Genomic DNA, 18985 nt, shown 5'->3' with positions numbered 1-18985 from the left:
GGCCAGATCCTTCTGCTGGGAACCGCAAGGGCCGGGATCAGACCCGGTCGCGTTCCTCGGTCGGCGTCACGTCGCGGGCGACGGTGGTGTTCGTCTCCTCGATCTCACGACGGCTGTCGTCCATGCCGCGGCGGAACGCGGTAATGCCCTTGCCGACCTCGCCCATGACACCCGAGATCTTGCCCCGGCCGAACAGGACGAGGACGACTATGGCAATGATGATAAAGCCCATCGGGCCGATATTGTTGAGCATGAGTCCCTCCAATGGACAGCTTATGCAGGTCTCCCTCATAGCGGGCCAGGCTGGGCCCCGATAGTCGCCCACCAGTAGAAACGGTGCCAGGCTGTCGCAATTTGTGACACAAACCTGTCAGGAGGGATCATGGCACGCAACGACCGCCTTCTGGATCTCGTGCGGCTGCTGAGCGATGGCCGCCTCCACCGCGCCGAGGATCTCGCGCGGCGTCTGTCGGTATCGCAACGGACGATCTACCGGGATATGGACACCCTGGTCGCGAGCGGCGTCCCCATCGCCGGTGAGCGTGGGCTGGGCTATGCCGCGACCGCCGCCATCACCTTACCGCCCCTTAACCTTTCACTCCCTGAATTGGAGGCGCTCCATCTCGGACTGGCCGTGGTCGGCGAGGCTGGCGACGAGGAGTTGAAAGAGGCCGCCCGTACGCTGTCCGCAAAGGTCGACGCGGTGTTGCCCGAGGATCGCTCGGCCCCGCAGGCGGCCTTCGGCTTCGCGACTCACGCCTTTGCGGAAGCATCGAGGGGCTTCCGGCACATGCCCCCGATCCGCGCCGCGATCCGGGCACGGCAGAAACTGCGCCTGCTGCTGGCGGGCGACCCTGTGCCACGCCGGATCGTGCGCCCCCTTCGGCTCGACTACTGGGGACGCGTTTGGACCGTGACCTGCTGGGACGAGACGACCGGCGGTTTCCAACTCCTCCGGGTGGACCTCGTCGAGGAAGTCACTGCCCTACCCCAACTGTTCGTCAACGAGCCTGGCAAGACGCTGGCTGACTATCAGGCCACCTTGGGCTGAGACCCGACGTGCGGGAAGACAAAGCATCGGTCGCGCCGGAACATGAGCCAGAGCGGCGTCCCCGGCTTAGGAAGGAAGACCCACGGAACATGGGCCTTGAGGATCGAGCCATCGAAGTCCATCCGGAACTCCACGAGGCTTTCGGACCCCATGAACCGGGCCCGCTCCACGACGCCTCTGGCGGCCTCACCGTGGGTGGGCGTTGATCGCGGTCCCTTCCCGGCCCGATCGAAATCGATGGCGAGGTGCTGAGGCCGGATCGCGATGTCCACCTCGGCACCATCCGGAACACCGGGGACGAGGAAGGGTCCGAACGGCGTCTCCGTGAGTGCGCCCTGCACGCGGCCCCGGATGACGTTCAGGTCGCTGAAAAAGGCGGCCGCTCGCAGATCCACCGGATTGTTGTAGATCGTATAGGGCGCGCCGCTTTGCACGATCCGCCCGTCGCGCATGAGCAGGATCTCGTCCGCCATGCGCATCGCTTCGGACGGCTCATGGGTGACCAGAAGCACAGCCGTCCCCTCGGCCTTGAGGACGGCCAGCGTTTCGTCGCGGATGTCGTCGCGCAGCCGGTCGTCCAGACCCGAGAACGGCTCGTCCATGAGCATGATCCCTGGCCGAGGTGCCAGTGCCCGAGCCAGCGCCACCCGCTGCTGCTCTCCCCCGGAAAGCTCGTGGGGATGCTTGTCGGCGTGCCGGGTCATGCCGACCCGTTCGAGGAGTTCCGCCACCCGCCCCTGCCGGTCGGGCGCGTGGCGCGGCAGTCCGAAGGCGACGTTCTGGCTGACGGTCAGGTGAGGGAACAGGGCAAAGTCCTGGAACATCAGGCCGATGCCCCTCTCCTCCGGAGGGACGCGGGTCCGTGCGTCCACGATGGGACGCCCGTCGACCCGGATCACCCCCTGGTCGGGCATGTCTACCCCGGCGATCAGCCGCAGTGTCGTGGATTTGCCGCAGCCGGAGGGGCCTAGGAGACAGCTCACCTGTCCGGCCGCGATGGACAACGAAACGTCGGACACGACCTCACGGCCGCCGAAGCGGCGCATAAGCCCCTGGATTTCGAGCCTCGGCTGCACTGTGTCCTGCCATTTCCGACCAAAATCTTCGGGCATCTAAGCCCGTGGGTTGGCGGCAGCAAGCGTCACAGCATGACATTGGTGGAGCCACCATCCAGCACGATGTTCTGGCCCACGATGTAGCCCGCATGGGTCGAGCACAGGAATGCGCACATGGCGCCGAACTCCTGGGGCGTGCCGTATCGTCCGACTGGAATGCCGGCGATGCGGCGGGCCCGAGCCTCCTCGGCGGTGATGCCCTCGTTCTGGATGGCAACGCGGTCCAGCGCCTGAAGGCGGGCGGTGTCGTGGCTGCCGGGCAGAAGATTGTTGATGGTCACCCCGAACCGCGCAACGGCCCGTGAAGTGCCCGCGACATAGCCGGTCAGCCCCGACCGCGCCGCAGTGGATAGGCCGAGCGAAGCCAAGGGGGCTTTCACGCTCGTGGAGGTGATATTGACCACCCGCCCCCATCCGCGATCGCACATGCCGGGCAAGAGCGCCTGGATCAGCGCGATCGGAGCCAGCATGTTCGCATCGAGCGCGGCTTGGAAGTCCTCGCGCGACCAGTCGCGCCAGACCCCTGGCGGCGGCCCGCCCACATTCGTGACCAGAATGTCCACCTCCGCGGCCGCGGCAATCACGGCGGCCTGCCCGTCGGGGGTCGTCATGTCCGCGACCACCGTCCGCACCGAAGTACCATGCTCGCGGCGGATGACTGCTGCCGTCTCCTCGAGGGAGTCGGCCCCCCGCGCGTTCAGCACGAGGTCCACGCCCGCTTCGGCCAGAGCCCTGGCACAGCCCTGACCAAGCCCGCGCGAAGCGCCCGTCACCAAGGCCCGCCGCCCTCTGATTCCAAGGTCCATCCTGTTCTCCTGCCAGCCGTGCGCAATCGACGCGTGGCTACCAGAGCGCGCCCGGTTGTCCCGACGCAAGCCCTCGCCTATGTGGGTCGCGCCATGACCAACCGCCCCACACTCCCGCCCGAGATTGCCCGTCGCCGTACGTTCGCGATCATTTCGCACCCTGACGCCGGCAAGACCACGCTGACCGAGAAGTTTCTCCTGTTCGGGGGCGCCATCCAGATGGCCGGACAGGTGCGCGCCAAGGGCGAGGCGCGGCGCACGCGCTCGGATTTCATGCAAATGGAAAAGGAGCGGGGCATCTCCGTCTCCGCCTCCGCGATGTCCTTCGATTACGGCAAGTTCCGCTTCAACCTGGTGGATACGCCCGGCCACTCGGATTTCTCGGAGGACACCTACCGGACGCTGACTGCCGTGGACGCCGCCGTCATGGTCATCGACGGCGCAAAAGGCGTGGAATCGCAGACCCGCAAGCTTTTTGAGGTCTGCCGCCTCCGCGACCTCCCCATCCTGACCTTCTGCAACAAGATGGATCGGGAATCCCGCGACACGTTCGAGATCATCTCCGAGATCCAGGAGAACCTCGCCATTGACGTGACGCCCGCCTCCTGGCCGATCGGCATGGGCCGCGACTTCGTGGGCGCCTATGACATGCTCCACGACCGGCTGGAGATCATGGATCGGGCCGACCGCAACCGCGTGGCCGAAACGGTCCAGATCAAGGGCCTCGACGACCCCGAGATCGAGAAGCACGTCCCCGCCGACCTGCTGGAGAAGCTCCGCGAGGAAGTCGAGATGGCGCGCGGCCTCCTTCCCGCCTTCGACCGCCAGTCGATCCTCGAAGGCCACATGACGCCCATCTGGTTCGGCAGCGCGATCAACAGCTTCGGCGTCAAGGAGCTGATGGACGGAATTGGAGAGTACGGCCCCGAGCCCCAGCCGCAACGCGCAGAGCCGCGCGAGATCGCGCCAGAGGAAACGCAGGTCGCCGGCTTCGTATTCAAGGTCCAGGCCAACATGGACCCGAAGCATCGAGACCGCGTGGCCTTCGTCCGCCTGGCCTCGGGACACTTCGAGCGCGGGATGAAGCTGCACCATGTCCGCGCAGGCAAGCCGATGGCGGTCACTAACCCGGTCCTGTTCCTTGCCGCGGATCGGGAACTGGCCGAAGAAGCTTGGGCCGGCGACATCATCGGCATCCCCAACCACGGCCAGCTCCGCATCGGCGACACCCTGACCGAAGGCGAAGCGCTCCGGGCCACCGGGATCCCATCCTTTGCGCCCGAGCTCCTACAGACCGTGCGTGCGGGCGATCCTATGAAGGCCAAGCACCTCGAGAAGGCGCTCATGCAGTTCGCCGAGGAAGGGGCAGCCAAGGTTTTCAAGCCGACGATCGGTTCCGGCTTCATCGTCGGCGTCGTAGGCCAGCTCCAATTCGAAGTGTTGGCAAGCCGGATCGAGCTTGAGTACGGACTGCCCGTCCGCTTCGAAGGCTCGCAGTTCACGTCGGCACGCTGGGTCAACGGCTCCAAGGATGCCGTCGAGGAGTTCGTGACCAAGAACAAGCAGCACATTGCTCACGACAACGACGGCGACGTCGTGTTCCTGACCCGGCTGCAATGGGACATCGACCGCATCGTGCGCGACCATCCCCAAGTCAGGCTCACGGCGACCAAGGAGATGATGACGGCGGCCTGAGGACTTGGAGCAGGCTGCTGTCGTTTCCACATGAGGACGGTCCCATGGAAAGGAACCGTCCCGTGAAGAAGATGTTGATCAGAATCGTGATGCTGCTGGTGGCCCGACGCATGGGTAGACGGCGCTAGGCTGTCTGAGGAGCGTCTGGCCCAGTCAGTCCAGCCGGGCGTTCATCGTGATCTGCGCGCCACCGGACAGGACCTTGGAGACCGGACAGTTCTGCTTCGTCTCTTCGGCGACTTGGCGGAACTGGTCTTCCGACGCCCCGGGAACCCGGGCTGCGACTTCGACATGAACCCGGCTTATGACCGGCGAGCCCGAACTCATGTCGAGGCTCACCGTGCTCTTGGCGTCGATGTTCTCGGCATTGAGGCCGGCCCGCTCAAGATCCGCGCTGAGCGCCATGGCAAAGCAGCTAGCATGGGCCGCTCCGATGAGCTCCTCGGGATTTGTACCCTTCTGGTCACCGAACCGCTTGGCAAAGTCGTAGCTCTGGTTTGACAGAACCCCTGTCTCGGTCGAGACTTGGCCCTGCCCGTCGCGAAGCCCACCCTGCCAACTAGCTTGGCCATACTTCTGTATCATCGGGATCTCCTCAATTCGTGAGGGAGTTAGGTCACCTTGTCGCAGCCGCAAGGGCTTCAGGGGCTTGACCCCAAGGGGATTCTCCCGTAACGCAATGTCGTTTCACGAGCCCGGCAATTCGGCCGGGCAGGCCGCGCGTGCGAAGGATGCGGCCAACCTGCCGTAAACACCTTCCTCGCTAGGATACTATGTGACGCAATTTTCAGAACTCAATCTCGACCCTCGGGTGCTCCAGGCCTTGGGCGACGCGGGATACCTGACCCCCACTCCCATTCAGGCTGGTGCGATTCCGCCGGCCCTCGAAGGTCGCGACGTGCTCGGCATCGCGCAGACGGGCACGGGCAAGACGGCGTCCTTCGTACTTCCGATGATCACGCTGCTCAGCCGTGGGCGGGCCCGGGCCCGGATGCCGCGCAGCCTCGTGCTCTGCCCGACCCGTGAGCTTGCGGCTCAGGTTGCCGAGAACTTCGACAAGTATACCAAGTACCTCAAGCTCTCCAAGGCCCTGCTGATCGGAGGCGTGTCCTTCAAGGACCAAGAGGCTTTGATCGACCGGGGTGTGGACGTGCTGATCGCCACACCCGGTCGCCTGCTTGACCATTTCGAGCGGGGCAAGCTCCTCCTCACCGGCGTCCAGGTGATGGTGGTGGACGAAGCCGACCGGATGCTCGACATGGGCTTCATCCCGGACATCGAGCGCATCTTCGGACTGACCCCGTTCACCCGCCAGACGCTGTTCTTTTCGGCCACCATGGCACCCGAGATCGAGCGCATCACCAAGACGTTCCTGTCGAACCCCGAGAAGATCGAGGTCGCGCGCGCCGCCACGACCGGCGAGAACATCACTCAAGGCCTCGTGATGTTCAAACCCCACCGGCGCGAGACCGAGGCCAGTGAGAAGCGGGCCGTGCTCCGGGCACTGATCGACGCCGAGGGGGACAGCTGCACGAACGCCATCATCTTCTGCAACAGGAAGATGGATGTCGATATCCTGGCCAAGTCCCTGAAGAAGTATGGATATGACGCTGAGGCCATTCACGGCGACCTCGATCAATCGCAGCGAACGCGGACCCTGGACGCCTTCCGTGAAGGAAGCCTGCGGCTTCTCATAGCGTCCGATGTGGCCGCCCGTGGCTTGGACATCCCTGCAGTCAGCCATGTGTTCAATTTCGACGTGCCGTCGCACAGCGAAGATTACGTACACCGGATCGGTCGTACCGGCCGCGCTGGCAGGCTGGGCAAGGCGCTCACGATCTGCGCGCCCAAGGACGAGAAGTACCTGGCCGCGATCGAGGCGTTGGTCCAACGCGAGCTTCCGCGTGTCGACAACCCGCTGAAAGACGCTCCCGCGCCGGAGGTTCGTGAAGAACGGCCCCGACGCGAGGAACGCGGCGAACGCCGTGGCCGCAGCCGCCGTGACGACCGCAAGGAAGTCCGGGCACCGGAGCCTGTCGCCGTGGTACCCGAGGCTGCACCTCCGGTCGTCGAGGCCCTGCCTGAGACCCGCCGGGAACCGGTCGAGCAGCCCAGCCGACCCGAGCGGGAACGGAACGACCGCGATCGCCGCTCTCGGGGGGAGACGCGCTCCCATGGTCAGGATGACCGGATCGTAGGCATGGGCGATGACGTGCCCTCCTTTATCCGCATGAGCTTTGCGGAGCGTCGGGCAGGGTGAAGTTCATCCTTGTGCTGATGTTCTCCCTGATGGGTGCTGCGGCGCAGGCGCAAAGCTGCGCGGCTCGTGTGAACTCGCAGGAGTTGATCATCGTCCCCGAGGCGATGGGCGCCCCATCGCCCGGTTTGCGCGAACGACTTCGGATGTGGCCATCCCGCACGTGGGACCGCACCTGGGGAGAGCGGGTGGATTGTGACAGCGCAGCGATCGTGCATTTCCTCGCGACGACGATGCGCCTTGACCAGACAGAAGGTTACTGCCTTGCCGAGGATGACTGGCATGGATGGCTTCTTGTTCCTGGGGCCCGCAACTATCGTGGTCGCTGCACTAAGACCGTTTGCGACAGGGTCAATGTCGTGGCGGGAGGGATGGAGTTGTTGGGCAAGACCATGATGAGCTTGGCCGCCGGTCGTCGCGTAGATAGCGACAGCGAGGCTGTCACAGCCGTGGCTCACGGGACCGGAGCGGTGCTGGTCAGTGGTCAAGCGCCAGCCGTTGCGGCTTCACTCGGGCAATCCGCCGCGACCCTGGGCGCGGCCTTGAGCGTCCCGGCCGCCGCGGGGGCCGCAGCCGTGACTGTCATCGGTGTCGGCGGGGCATTCTATCTGTGTTCGTAGTAGACTCGCAGCGCTGAACCGGACGGTCTCTCAGTAAGGCATCCTAAGACGCCTTACTGGATACTTTTGATCAGTTGCAGCCAGACCGGGCCGTCAGGCCAGCCTGGACACGACGACCGTGACCTCCGGCTTCTTGCCAATCTCGGCCTGAGAGGTCTGCCGCACGATCCGGATCATTTCCTTTTCGAGCTTCTCGTCGTCCTTAATCGTGCGACGCTCGGCCCGGCCGATAAACTGGCTCAGCTCCGCTTCCAGGATCCCGACCAGCTCGGCGTTGCTCCGGCCCTTGGCGGGAAGGCCCATGATCTCGCACCAGGGATCCCCTAAGGGCTCATCGTCCTCATCGACGATCACGGTCACGGTCACATGGCCGTTCTGAGCCATTCGCATCCGATCGCGGATGACTCCATCGAGCCCACCGATCAGCACCGACCCGTCAAGGTAGGTGCGACCAGCCTCCACATACTCGGCCACCTTTGGGGCGTTCCCGGACAAGTCGATCATCATGCCGTTTGTGGCGATGATGCCCTTCAGGCCTTTTGCCTCGCCCAACTTGAGATGTTCCCGCAGATGACGGTGCTCGCCGTGCATCGGGATGAGGAACTGTGGCTTGATCAGGTCGTGGAACGCCTCCAGATCGGGTCGGTTGGCGTGGCCCGACACGTGATACCGTCCGCCGGCATCGTCAAGCACGTCAACACCCTTCTGAGACAGCTGGTTCATGATGCGGGCCACGGGCCGCTCATTGCCCGGAATGGTCCGGGCCGAGAAGAGGAAGGTGTCACCCTCTTTCAGAGCTAGGCCCATATAACCCTGCTGGGCCAACTGAGCCGCCGCCGCCCGTCTTTCGCCTTGCGACCCCGTTACGAGCAGGAGCAGGTTCTCGCGAGGGATCTGGGCAGCATCATCCGGAGAGACCACGTTTGGGAACTGGCTGAGCAGGCCAGTCTCAATGGCCGTGTCAACCATCCGACGCATGGCGCGCCCCAACAAGCAGATCGACCGGCCAGCTGCCTCGGCCGCATTGGCCAGGGTCTGGAGACGGGCGACATTGGACGCGAATGTCGTAGCGACCACCATGCCCTTGGCTTCCCGAAGCAGGGCCTCGATATTCTCGACCAAGGTCGCTTCTGAACGCCCCGGATGAGGGGAGAAGACGTTCGTTGAATCGCAGACAAGCGCGCGAACACCGGACCGGCCGATCTCCTGCCACATGACCGGGTCGAACGGCTCTCCCACCACCGGGCTCTGATCGATCTTGAAGTCCCCCGAATGGACGATGCGTCCTTGCGGCGAGTCGATCACCAGTCCGGCGCTCTCCGGAATCGAATGACTGATCGGAACGAAGCCAACCTTGAAGGGACCAAGGGTCAACAGTTCCGGCCAAGGCTCCACGACGGTCATGGCGGATTCAGGCACGCCTCCCCGTTCGTCCAGTTTCAGCCGCGCGATGGCCGATGTGAACTTGCGGGCATAGATGGGCGCGCGCAGCCGATCCCAGAGCAGCCCCAGGGCCCCCACGTGATCTTCGTGGGCGTGCGTGATCAGGATGCCTTCGATCCGGTCCCGGCGCGCTTCGAGCCATGCCAGATCCGGAAGGATCAGGTCGATGCCCGGCGTTCCGTCCATGTCACCGAAGGTCACTCCGAGGTCCACGACGATCAGACGCTCCCGATCGGGGGCGCCGTAGCCGTAGACGTAAGCGTTCATGCCGATCTCGCCGGCGCCGCCCAGGGGCATGTAGATCAGACGTTCCCCGCTCATGTGCGGGCCCTGCGGCAGAGAAATCTCGCGACGGTCATGCCGTCTCCTTATTGAATGCGTGGATCACGGTCAGGCCGTGGATGGTCAAATCGTCTTCGATGCGATCGAACAGGACGTCGCCTTGGCCGAACAGGGACGCAAGGCCACCGGTTCCAATGATGCGCATCGAGCGTCCGCGTTCAGCCCGGATCCGCTCGCAAATGCCGCGCACCAGACCGATGTACCCCCAGAAGATCCCGGACTGCATGCAAGCGACGGTGTTGGTCCCGATCACCTGCGAGGGCCTTGAGACGTCCACATGCGGCAACGCCGCTGCGGCCATGTGGAGAGCCTCGAGGCTGAGGTTCACGCCGGGCGCGATGGCCCCGCCGACATAGGCTCCGTCGTCATCCACCACATCGAACGTCGTTGCGGTTCCGAAGTCCACCACGATGAGATCACCGCCATGGCGGTCAAAGGCCCCGGCGGCGTTCACCAAGCGATCAGGGCCGACCTGAGTGCCCTCGTCCACACGAGGCGCCACGGGCAGCCGGCATTCGGGCTTGCCCACCACCAGCGGGCGACAGTTGAAGTAGCGGTCGGCCAGGACCCGGAGATTGAACACGACCCGGGGGACCGTGGAAGAGATGATGACTTCGCTGACCGAGGCCTCGATCTGAGTGAGCTTCATGATGGAGCTCAGCCACACGAAGTACTCGTCCGCCGTGCGCCTCCAGTCAGTCGCTATCCGCCACGTCCCCTGGAACCGCCGACCGTCCCAAAGGGCGAAAACCGTGTTGGTGTTGCCGCAGTCTATGGCGAGCAGCATCGCCCGCTCAGAAGTAGACATCGGCGGCCGGGATCAGGACTTCCCGGCCCTCGACACGAAGAATGAGGTTTCCAGCCTGATCGACCGTCTCGAAGACGCCCGTGATCTCGCCCTTCATCGTCCGGGCCGTCACGATCTCTCCCAGACGCGCGGCATTGGCGAGCCAGTCCTCGCGGATACGCGGGAAGCCCATCGCGCCGAGCTTGCCCTCTTGAGTGGCGAAATGGCCCGCCAGAACCTCCAGGAAGCTCTCCGGAGTGACAGGTTCACCCCCCTCACCGGCAAGGGAGACCGGGGCGAACTCGGTGCGGATGTCATGGGGGGCCTTGGACAGGTTGACCCCGACTCCGATCGAGAGCCAATCCACCAGCGGGCCGCCGCTCGACGCACTTTCCAGCAGAATGCCCGCGACCTTTCCGCCGTTGAGCAGAACGTCATTCGGCCATTTCAGCGCAAGCGCACCGCGATCGATGTAGAGCGCCAATGACTCGAAAAGGGCATTGGCGGCCATGAACGATCGCGCAGCAGCCTCGGCGGGGGTGCACCACGGCTTGTAGATGAGGCTCGCGGCGAGGTTGCCGTCACCGCCCAGCCAAGTCCTGCCCCTCCGGCCCTTGGCGTTGCTTTGCCGCCGAGCCATGATCCAGGTCGGCGCAGAGAGCGTGGAAGCACGGCGACGTGCCTCCGTCATGGTGCTGTCGACCTCATCAAGGATGACGAGATCGTATCCGGCCGGCCAGAGGCCCGAGGGGATGGGGTCAGTTGACAAGGGTTGCCGCGGCCGCGGCCGCCAAGGGCTCGACGCCGAACAGGTTGATGACGCCCAGCAGCATCACGGCCGCCGAAGCCATCAGGACCGTCCAATTCATGCCAGGCATGCGGTCGTCCAAGACATCGCCCTCCTCTCCGAAGTACATGAAGTACACGATACGTAGATAGAAGAAGGCCGAGATGGCAGAGGCTACCATCCCGGCGATCGCCAGCCAGGTCAGTCCACCTTCGTACGCAGCACGCAGCACATAGAACTTGCCAAAGAAGCCGATCATCGGCGGCACGCCAGCCATGCTGAACATCAGCAGGAGCAGAGCGAAGGCGCGGAGCGGTTCGCGGCGGGAATACATGTTCAGCAGACGGATGTCGCTGACCGACTGGCCGTTCCGCTCCATCGACATGATGAAGGCAAAGGTCCCGAGGTTCATGGCTACGTAGATCGACATGTAGATCAGCATGGCCTGAATGCCGAACGGGGTCGCCGCCGCAAGGCCCATCAGCGCAAACCCCATATGGGAGATCGACGAATAGGCCATCAGACGCTTCATGTTGCGCTGCCCGATGGCCGCGATGCTTCCCAGGAACATGGACACGAGCGCAAGGAATGCCACAATCTGCTGCCAGTCGCCCGCGACCATCCCGAATGCATCGTGGACAACTCGCGCAAGCAGCCCGATCGCCGCGACCTTGGACGCGGTGGCAAGGAATGTCGTGACCGGCGTCGGAGCCCCCTCATAGACGTCCGGCGTCCACATATGGAACGGAGCAGCCGAGATCTTGAAGGCGAGCCCCGCAACGATGAAGACGAGACCGAAGATCAGCCCCAGCGATGCCCCGTCCGAGGTAGCGGCGATCACGCCCGCGAAGTCGATTGTCCCCGCATAGCCGTAAGTCAGCGACGCGCCGTACAGCAGCAGGCCGGATGACAAGGCGCCAAGGACAAAGAACTTGAGCCCGGCTTCCGTGGACCGCACGCTATCGCGGTGGATGGAGGTGAGCACATAGGCGGACAGCGCCTGAAGCTCGAGGCCCATGTACAGCGTCAGAAGGTCCCCTGCCGACACCATGATCATCATGCCAAGCGCGCAAAGGGCGATCAGGACCGGATATTCGAACCTAAGCACGTTGGCTCGGGCAAGGTAGTCCTGGCTCAGCAGAAGGACGACAGCCGCAGAGCCGAGAATCAGGATCTTGGCGAAACGAGAGAATCCGTCATCGACGAAGCTGCCGGAGAACGCGACATCCGCACCCGACCGGGATCCGATCCACCAGCACAGAAGGCCCATCACAGCGGCAGTGACCCACAACAGGATCGGAGTTGCCCGGTCCTTGATGGTGAACACACCTGCGAGCAGCGCCAGGATCGCATAAAGCGCGAGGTAAACCTCGGGCCGGATCACATCGATGTCGCCGCTCATCCTTCGGCCCCTTCTTCCACTTGCGCGATCTGAGTTTCAGGCCCGAATGCCGCCTGCGCGTCCTGGACCGGGCCGAGCATCGCTTCGGCCGTCGGCCCGACGATGTCGGTCACGAGCGAGGGATAGACCCCAAGAAGGATCGTCATCACGACCAGAGGCGCGAAGATCGCTTTCTCGCGCCCGGTCATGTCACGGATGCCGCGAAGGGCATCGTTGACCATCTGACCAAGGACGACCCGCCTGTACAGCCAGAGAGCATAGGAGGCGGACAAGATCACGCCTGTTGTCGCAACAGCCGCGACCCAGGTGTTGGCCTGGAAAGTTCCAATCAGGGTCAGGAACTCGCCCACGAAACCGGATGTCCCCGGCAGCCCTACATTAGCCATCGTGAACAGTAGGAAGATCGCCCCGTAGACCGGCATGCGGTTCATCAGCCCGCCATAAGCGGAGATCTCCCGCGTGTGCATGCGGTCGTAGATCACGCCGACAATGAGGAAGAGCGCCCCCGAGATGAAACCATGGCTCAGCATCTGGAACACTGCGCCGTCCACGCCCTGCTGGTTCGCGGCGAAGATCCCCATCGTCACGAAACCCATATGCGCCACCGAGGAGTACGCCACGAGCTTCTTCATGTCCGTCTGCACCAGAGCGACGAGCGAGGCGTAGACAATGGCGATGGCCGACAGCCAGAGCACCATGGGACCGAGCACCTCGGAGCCGACCGGGAACATGGGGAGCGAAAAGCGGAGGAAGCCATACCCGCCCATCTTAAGCAGAATTGCAGCCAAGACGACCGACCCGGCTGTCGGCGCCTGCACGTGGGCGTCGGGCAGCCATGTATGAACCGGCCACATCGGCATCTTCACGGCGAACGATGCGAAGAAGGCCAGGAACAGCATGGTCTGCAGTCCGCCGACCACCGTGATGTTCAGGATGCGGAAGCTTTCGGTCGAGAAGTTGAAGTCCAGAAGAGCAGCAATATCCGTCGTCCCGGCCTGGCCGAACATGACGACCATGGCCACCAGCATGAACACGGAGCCCAAAAAGGTGTAGAGGAAGAACTTGAACGCGGCATAGATCCGGTTCGCTCCGCCCCAGATCCCGATGATCAGGAACATCGGGATCAGGGAGCCTTCAAAGAACAGGTAGAAGAGCACCAAATCCAGCGCCACGAACACCCCAATCATCAAGGTCTCGAGGAGCAGAAAAGCAACCATGTACTCCTTAAGACGAACTTCCACATCCCAAGCCGACGCGATGACGAGCGGCATGAGGAACGTGGTCAGGAGCACGAACAGGATCGAGATCCCATCGACCCCAAGCTTGTACTGCAGGCCGAGCAGCCATGCCCGCTGCTCCACGAGCTGGAAATCGGGATTGGCTGCATCGAAGCGGGCCAAGATGAACAGCGAGGCCACGAACGTGATCGAGGTGGTCGCGAAAGCGATCCACTTGATATTCCGGCGCGCGGCCTCATCGTCGCCGCGCAGCAGGAGTAAGGCCAGTGCGCCCAACGTGGGAAGGAACGTGACGAGCGAAAGAAGCATCACTCAGCTCCTCCGGTGATCGTGAACCAGGTCAGGATCAGGGCGATCCCGATGACCATGGCGAAGGCGTAGTGAAAGACGTAGCCGGACTGGACCTTGTTCACCGCACGCGTGAAGGTCGGGACGACCCCCATCGCGACGCCATCGATGGCACCATCGATGACCGTTCCGTCACCCCGCTTCCAGAGGAAACGCCCCAGCCAACCCGCTGGGCGGACGAAGACGGCGTCATAGATCTCGTCAAAGTACCACTTGTTCAGCAGGAAGTTGTAAAGTAGCTGGTTCGTCGCGGCGATGCGGGCTGGGAGTTCAGGCCTGCGGATGTACATCACATAGGCCAAGGAAGTGCCGATCAGCATGGCCAGGAAGGGCGACAGCTTCACCCAAATGGGCGAGGCATGTGCGGCCTCAAGCCGTTCGGTGCTGGCCGCGTTCATCGCAATCGCTCCGCCCAGCTCGGCTCCGAGTCCCTCCGATCCTTCGGCAGCGGCAGCATGGTCTTCTTCGGGTGCGGCCTCTGCAGCTGCTTCGGCGGGCGCATCGCCGGTCTCGGCTATCGCCTCGGACTCTGCGTCGCCCGCTCGTGCTTCGCTGCTTTCGCTCCCATGCTCAGGCATGTCGAAGAACGCGACCATGCGCTCGTGGTCGCCAAAGAAACTGTTGTGCCAGATCATCCCAGCGAAGACCGCGCCGAGCGCGAGCACACCGAGCGGTGCAACCATCACCATGGGACTCTCGTGCGGCACATGGTGGTCAGCCTTGTGGTCGTCGAAAGGCCCATGCTCCGTCCCGACGAGTGGGGCGCCACCATGCACCGGATGAGCATGGGCGTGGTAGTCAGCGCCATGATCCCCATGGCCCCAGCGGGGAGCCCCGAAGAACGTCAGGAAGATCAGCCGCCACGAGTAAAAGGCGGTGAAGGCGGCTGCGATGACCAGCGCCCAGAAGGCAAAGCCGTTCCCGGTGGCCCAGGCCGTCTCGATGATGGCGTCCTTGGAGAGGAATCCTGCGAAACCGATATATGTCAGCGGAATGCCGACACCGGTGATCGCAAGCGTCCCGATCACCATCGCCCAGAAGGTGTAAGGGATGTAGGGCCGCAGGCCGCCGTACTTGCGCATGTCCTGTTCATGATGCGTGGCATGGATAACCGAGCCCGCGCCAAGGAACAGCATCGCTTTGAAGAAGGCGTGCGTGAACAGGTGGAACATCGCCGCCCCATACACACCCGCACCGGCAGCCACGAACATGTACCCCAGTTGCGAGCAGGTCGAATAAGCGATCACGCGCTTGATGTCGTTCTGGACCAAGCCCACCGTCGCGGCAAAAAAGGCGGTCGCCGCGCCCACATAGATGATGAAGTTCTGGGCGTAGGGCGCGACCTCGAAGACCGGAGACATACGGCACAGGAGGAACACGCCCGCCGTCACCATGGTGGCGGCATGGATGAGAGCGGACACGGGTGTCGGCCCTTCCATGGCGTCCGGTAGCCAAGTGTGGAGGAACAACTGCGCCGATTTACCCATCGCGCCAAAGAACAGCAGGAATGCGACCAGCTCGGCGGCGTTGAAGGTTGTCCAGGCGAAGGTGATCTGCGTCGTCGCGAGTTCGGGCGTGGCCTCGAACACGTTATCGAGTTGGATCGAGTCGACAAGGAAGTAGAGAGCGAAGATTCCGAGCAGGAAGGCAAAGTCACCCACGCGGTTGACCACGAAGGCCTTGATCTGCGCCGCGTTCGCCGATGGCTTGCGGAAGTAGAAGCCGATCAGGAGGTACGACGCGAGCCCGACGCCCTCCCAGCCGAAGAACAGCTGGAGCAGATTGTCCGCGGTGACCAGCGTCAGCATCGCGAAGGTGAACAGCGAAAGATAGGCGAAGAAGCGGGGGCGGTAGCTTTCCCCGTCATGAAAGTTCTCGTCGTGGGCCATGTAGCCCACCGAATACAGGTGCACGAGCGCGGAGACGGTGTTGATCACGACCAGCATGATCGCGGTCAGCCGGTCCAGCCGGATCGACCAGTACGAGTCCAGAGTACCGGATTGGATCCAGCGCATGATCTCGATGTGCTGGGCAGGACCGTCAACGGTGAAGAAGACGACCCAGCTCAGGAACGCTGCCAGGAAGAGCAGCGCTGTCGCAGCCCAACAGGCTGCCGCTTCACCAAGGAAGCGCCAGCCGAAGCCGCAGACCAAGGCACCGATAAGCGGTGCAAAAAGGATGATGGAGGTCACCGGCTCAGCCCTTCATGACGTTGACGTCTTCGACGTCGATCGTGCCGCGATTGCGGAAGAAGCAGACCAGGATGGCGAGCCCGATGGCCGCCTCGGCCGCTGCCACGGTCAGCACGAACAGCGTGAAGATCTGGCCCACGAGATCGCCGGAGTAGGACGAGAAGGCCACGAAGTTAATGTTCACGGCGAGCAGGATGAGCTCGAGCGACATCAGTAGGATGATGATGTTCTTCCTGTTCAGAAACAGCCCGAAGATGCCCACCACGAAGAGAGCGGCCGATACGGTCAGGTAATGCTCGAGGCCGATCATCGACGGGCTCCTTCGATGGGTGCAGGCATGCCCTGCCCTGACTTCATGTCGCGAAGCTCTAGGGTCTTGGCGGGATCGCGGAACATCTGCGACAAGGCATCCTGACGTTTCACGTCCTGGCGATGGCGCAAGGTAAGGACGATCGCGCCGATCATGGCGACAAGGAGGATCAACCCGGCGAGTTGGAACATCAGGAAGTAGCGATCATAGAGCAGCAGGCCGATGGAACGGGTGTTCTCTGCCGTGCCGATGGGGGCGGCGATCCGACCCACGGCACCGGCATCGACTTCCCAGACGCCGAATGCAAGCGTAAGTTGCATGATGATGATCAGGCCAATCAGCAGCGCCAAGGGCATGTAGCGCGCCATCTCGGCCTTGAGCTCGGCGAAATCCACGTCAAGCATCATGACGACGAAGAGGAACAGCACGGCCACCGCGCCCACATAGACGATGACGAGAAGCATCGCCACGAACTCGGCCCCGAGCAGGACGAAGAGTCCTGCCGACGACAGGAACGACAGGATGAGCCACAGCACCGAATGGACGGGGTTGCGGCTGATCACGGTCATTAGGCCGCCCAGCAGGGTCGAGACGGCGAAGACATAGAATATGAAGGCGGCGGATGTCATTTCAGGTCTTGTCCTCCTTCATCGCCTCGGTGGCGAGTTCCATCGCCTTCGACATCGCGGGCACCCCACCGAACAGGCCAGCAACCGCGATCGTCTCGGCGATCTCCTGCTTGCTGGCTCCAGCCTCGCGCGCGTGGCGAACGGTCAGGCGCACCTGCGGCTCGGCCTGGGCACCCTGGATGGTCAGGCCCGCGAGGGTGATGAGGAGACGGGTCTTGGCATCGAGTCCGTCGGGATTGAGCGTCTTGCCCATGAACATCTCAAGGACATTCTTGGGCATCGTGGGGAGGAGAGCCTCGAAGCCCTTGGGCGTAAAGCTCTCGAGCGCTGGGTTGAGGGTGCGAGCCCAGTCCTGGCCCATCTTCATCATCGATGCGAAGGGGTTCTGATCGGTCATGCCGCTCACCGGTAGGGTGCGTCGAGTTCGAGGTTGCGGGCGATCACAACCTCCCAGCGCTCGCCGTTGTCGAGCAGCTTCTGCTTGTCGTAGAACAGCTCTTCTCGCGTCTCGGTCGAGAATTCGAGGTTCGGCGTTTCCACGATCGCGTCCACGGGGCAGGCTTCCTGACAGAAGCCGCAGTAGATGCACTTGGTCATGTCGATGTCGTACCGCGTGGTCCGGCGAGAGCCGTCCTCTCGCGGTTCCGCGTCGATCACGATGCAGTTCGCCGGGCAAACCGCCTCGCAGAGCTTGCAGGCGATGCAGCGTTCCTCGCCGTTGGGATAGCGCCGCAGCGCGTGCTCACCGCGGAAGCGGGGCGAAAGGGGGGATCGCTCGTGCGGATAGTTCAGAGTCGTCTTGGGTTTGAAGAGGTACTTCATCCCAAGAGCCAGCCCCTTAACGAAGTCCTGGAGCAGCCAGTATTTCGCGGCGCGGCCATAGTCGAAATGCTGCGTCATGTCAGACTCCCCAGGTCCAGCGGGCCCAGGCACCGCCAAGAACTTCGAATTTCGCCAGGAACGCGACCAGCACCACCCAGACGAGCGAGAACGGCAGGAACACCTTCCAGCCCAGGCGCATCAGTTGGTCGTAGCGATAGCGAGGCGTGATCGCCTTCACCATCGAGAAGATGAAGAAGAAGAACAGGATCTTGAGCACGAGCCAGAGCACCCCGTCGGGCAGGAACGGCACGGGCGAAAGCCAGCCACCGAAGAACAAGAGCGACGTCAGCGTGCACATAAGCACCGCCGCCATGTATTCCCCGATCATGAAAAGGAGAAACGGGGTCGAGGAGTACTCGACCTGATAGCCCGCCACGAGCTCGGATTCGGCCTCGGGCAGGTCGAAAGGGGGCCTGTTCGTCTCGGCTAGGGCCGAGATGAAGAACAGGAACACCATCGGGAAGTGGATCACCCAGTACCAGTTGAAGATGCCCCAGTTTCCGTCCTGCGCCCGGACGATATCGCCGAAATTCATAGAACCGGTCGAGATGATGACGCCAATGATGATGAGGCCAAGGCTGACCTCATAGGAGATCATCTGCGCGGCCGAGCGGAGGGAGCCCAAAAACGGGTACTTGGAGTTCGACGCCCATCCACCCATAATGATGCCGTACACGCCCAGCGAAGAGATCGCGAGCACGTACAGGATCGCGACGTTCAGGTCGGCGAGTACCCAGGTGTCGTTGAACGGGATCACCGCCCAAGCGACAACGGCCACCACGAAGGAGATGAGCGGCGCGATCAGGAAAACGGCCTTGTCCGCGCCTGCGGGGATCACAACCTCCTTGACGATATACTTCAGGAAGTCGGCGAAGCTCTGGAATATGCCGAAGGGGCCCACGACGTTGGGCCCGCGCCTGAGCTGGACCGCAGCCCAGATCTTGCGATCCGCATAGAGCAGGAACGCCAGCGCCACCAGCAGCGGCACGAGGATCAGCAGGCACTGCCCAAGAGTGAGGAGCACGATGCCGAGCCAGTTGTTCGAGAAGAAGTCAGCCATCGCGTTCCTCTAGACCGTCGA

At 63.2% G+C, this 18985-nt stretch carries 19 protein-coding genes; 4 read left to right on the top strand and 15 right to left on the bottom strand.

Features of this window, described 5'->3' with window-relative positions; all coding sequences use genetic code 11:
* Positions 1-37: 37 nt before the first annotated feature.
* Positions 38-253: a twin-arginine translocase TatA/TatE family subunit gene (locus tag FHG66_RS07100; protein WP_139076058.1), complete on the bottom strand. Its 216-nt coding sequence runs from the start codon at positions 251-253 to the stop codon at positions 38-40.
* Positions 254-382: 129 nt separating this feature from the next.
* On the opposite strand from FHG66_RS07100, the gene FHG66_RS07095 reads away from it, so the two are divergent.
* Positions 383-1051: a helix-turn-helix transcriptional regulator gene (locus tag FHG66_RS07095; protein ID WP_139076057.1), complete on the top strand. Its 669-nt coding sequence runs from the start codon at positions 383-385 to the stop codon at positions 1049-1051.
* Here FHG66_RS07095 and FHG66_RS07090 read toward each other — a convergent pair.
* On the bottom strand, positions 1033-2163 hold the full coding sequence (locus FHG66_RS07090) for an ABC transporter ATP-binding protein (protein WP_139076056.1): 1131 nt from the start codon (positions 2161-2163) through the stop codon (positions 1033-1035). The genes FHG66_RS07095 and FHG66_RS07090 overlap by 19 nt on opposite strands.
* Positions 2164-2192: 29 nt before the next feature.
* Positions 2193-2972: an SDR family oxidoreductase gene (locus tag FHG66_RS07085; RefSeq protein ID WP_139076055.1), complete on the bottom strand. Its 780-nt coding sequence runs from the start codon at positions 2970-2972 to the stop codon at positions 2193-2195.
* Between the two features lie 93 nt (positions 2973-3065).
* On the opposite strand from FHG66_RS07085, the gene FHG66_RS07080 reads away from it, so the two are divergent.
* Entirely contained in the window at positions 3066-4667 is a 1602-nt protein-coding gene (locus FHG66_RS07080; protein ID WP_139076054.1) for a peptide chain release factor 3, read from the top strand.
* Positions 4668-4820: 153 nt separating this feature from the next.
* On the opposite strand, the gene FHG66_RS07075 is transcribed toward FHG66_RS07080, so the two are convergent.
* Positions 4821-5252 carry an OsmC family protein gene (locus tag FHG66_RS07075; RefSeq protein ID WP_139076053.1) on the bottom strand — a complete coding sequence of 144 codons (432 nt, stop codon included), beginning with the start codon at positions 5250-5252 and terminating at the stop codon, positions 4821-4823.
* 190 nt (positions 5253-5442) lie between these two features.
* Here FHG66_RS07075 and FHG66_RS07070 point away from each other — a divergent pair, with 190 nt between their 5' ends.
* The gene (locus tag FHG66_RS07070) at positions 5443-6927 is read left to right on the top strand and encodes a DEAD/DEAH box helicase (RefSeq protein ID WP_139076052.1); all 1485 of its coding nucleotides are present in this window, start codon (positions 5443-5445) and stop codon (positions 6925-6927) included.
* Positions 6924-7544, top strand: a complete 621-nt coding sequence (locus FHG66_RS07065; RefSeq protein ID WP_139076051.1) for a hypothetical protein — start codon at positions 6924-6926, stop codon at positions 7542-7544. Before FHG66_RS07070 ends, FHG66_RS07065 begins: the two co-directional genes overlap by 4 nt.
* A gap of 93 nt (positions 7545-7637) precedes the next feature.
* Here the strand turns inward: FHG66_RS07065 and FHG66_RS07060 are convergent, their stop codons facing one another.
* The 11 genes from FHG66_RS07060 to nuoH are packed head-to-tail and all read right to left on the bottom strand — an operon-like array spanning position 7638 to position 18964.
* Positions 7638-9308 (bottom strand): ribonuclease J, encoded by a 1671-nt coding sequence (locus tag FHG66_RS07060; protein ID WP_139076050.1) that lies wholly within the window; start codon positions 9306-9308, stop codon positions 7638-7640.
* A gap of 34 nt (positions 9309-9342) precedes the next feature.
* Positions 9343-10116, bottom strand: a complete 774-nt coding sequence (locus FHG66_RS07055) for a type III pantothenate kinase (RefSeq protein ID WP_139076049.1) — start codon at positions 10114-10116, stop codon at positions 9343-9345.
* A gap of 7 nt (positions 10117-10123) precedes the next feature.
* Positions 10124-10885, bottom strand: a complete 762-nt coding sequence (locus FHG66_RS07050; RefSeq protein WP_139076048.1) for a biotin--[acetyl-CoA-carboxylase] ligase — start codon at positions 10883-10885, stop codon at positions 10124-10126.
* Positions 10875-12305, bottom strand: coding sequence for an NADH-quinone oxidoreductase subunit NuoN (nuoN, locus tag FHG66_RS07045; RefSeq protein WP_139076047.1), 1431 nt, complete (start codon positions 12303-12305; stop codon positions 10875-10877). The genes FHG66_RS07050 and nuoN overlap by 11 nt, the downstream gene beginning before the upstream one ends.
* Entirely contained in the window at positions 12302-13852 is a 1551-nt protein-coding gene (locus FHG66_RS07040; protein WP_139076046.1) for an NADH-quinone oxidoreductase subunit M, read from the bottom strand. The genes nuoN and FHG66_RS07040 overlap by 4 nt, the downstream gene beginning before the upstream one ends.
* Complete coding sequence (gene nuoL / locus FHG66_RS07035; RefSeq protein ID WP_139076045.1) at positions 13852-16083, bottom strand: NADH-quinone oxidoreductase subunit L; 2232 nt, start codon at positions 16081-16083, stop codon at positions 13852-13854. Before nuoL ends, FHG66_RS07040 begins: the two co-directional genes overlap by 1 nt.
* A 4-nt stretch (positions 16084-16087) precedes the next feature.
* Positions 16088-16393, bottom strand: a complete 306-nt coding sequence (gene nuoK / locus FHG66_RS07030; protein WP_139076044.1) for an NADH-quinone oxidoreductase subunit NuoK — start codon at positions 16391-16393, stop codon at positions 16088-16090.
* Complete coding sequence (locus FHG66_RS07025; RefSeq protein ID WP_139076043.1) at positions 16390-17022, bottom strand: NADH-quinone oxidoreductase subunit J; 633 nt, start codon at positions 17020-17022, stop codon at positions 16390-16392. Before FHG66_RS07025 ends, nuoK begins: the two co-directional genes overlap by 4 nt.
* A 1-nt stretch (position 17023) precedes the next feature.
* A complete protein-coding gene (locus FHG66_RS07020) occupies positions 17024-17419 on the bottom strand; it encodes a carboxymuconolactone decarboxylase family protein (RefSeq protein ID WP_139076042.1) in 396 nt (131 codons plus the stop codon).
* A gap of 5 nt (positions 17420-17424) precedes the next feature.
* Positions 17425-17922, bottom strand: a complete 498-nt coding sequence (gene nuoI / locus FHG66_RS07015; RefSeq protein ID WP_139076041.1) for an NADH-quinone oxidoreductase subunit NuoI — start codon at positions 17920-17922, stop codon at positions 17425-17427.
* A 1-nt stretch (position 17923) separates the two neighbouring features.
* A complete protein-coding gene (gene nuoH, locus FHG66_RS07010; RefSeq protein WP_139076040.1) occupies positions 17924-18964 on the bottom strand; it encodes an NADH-quinone oxidoreductase subunit NuoH in 1041 nt (346 codons plus the stop codon).
* Between the last annotated feature and the right edge of the window lie 21 nt (positions 18965-18985).

Origin of the sequence: Rubellimicrobium rubrum, from assembly GCF_006152115.1 — a bacterium.
In the GTDB taxonomy this organism is placed as follows: Bacteria; Pseudomonadota; Alphaproteobacteria; order Rhodobacterales; family Rhodobacteraceae; genus Rubellimicrobium; species Rubellimicrobium rubrum.
The sequence above is the reverse complement of the archived record's forward strand: the minus strand, read 5'-3'. Positions and strand labels throughout refer to the sequence as shown.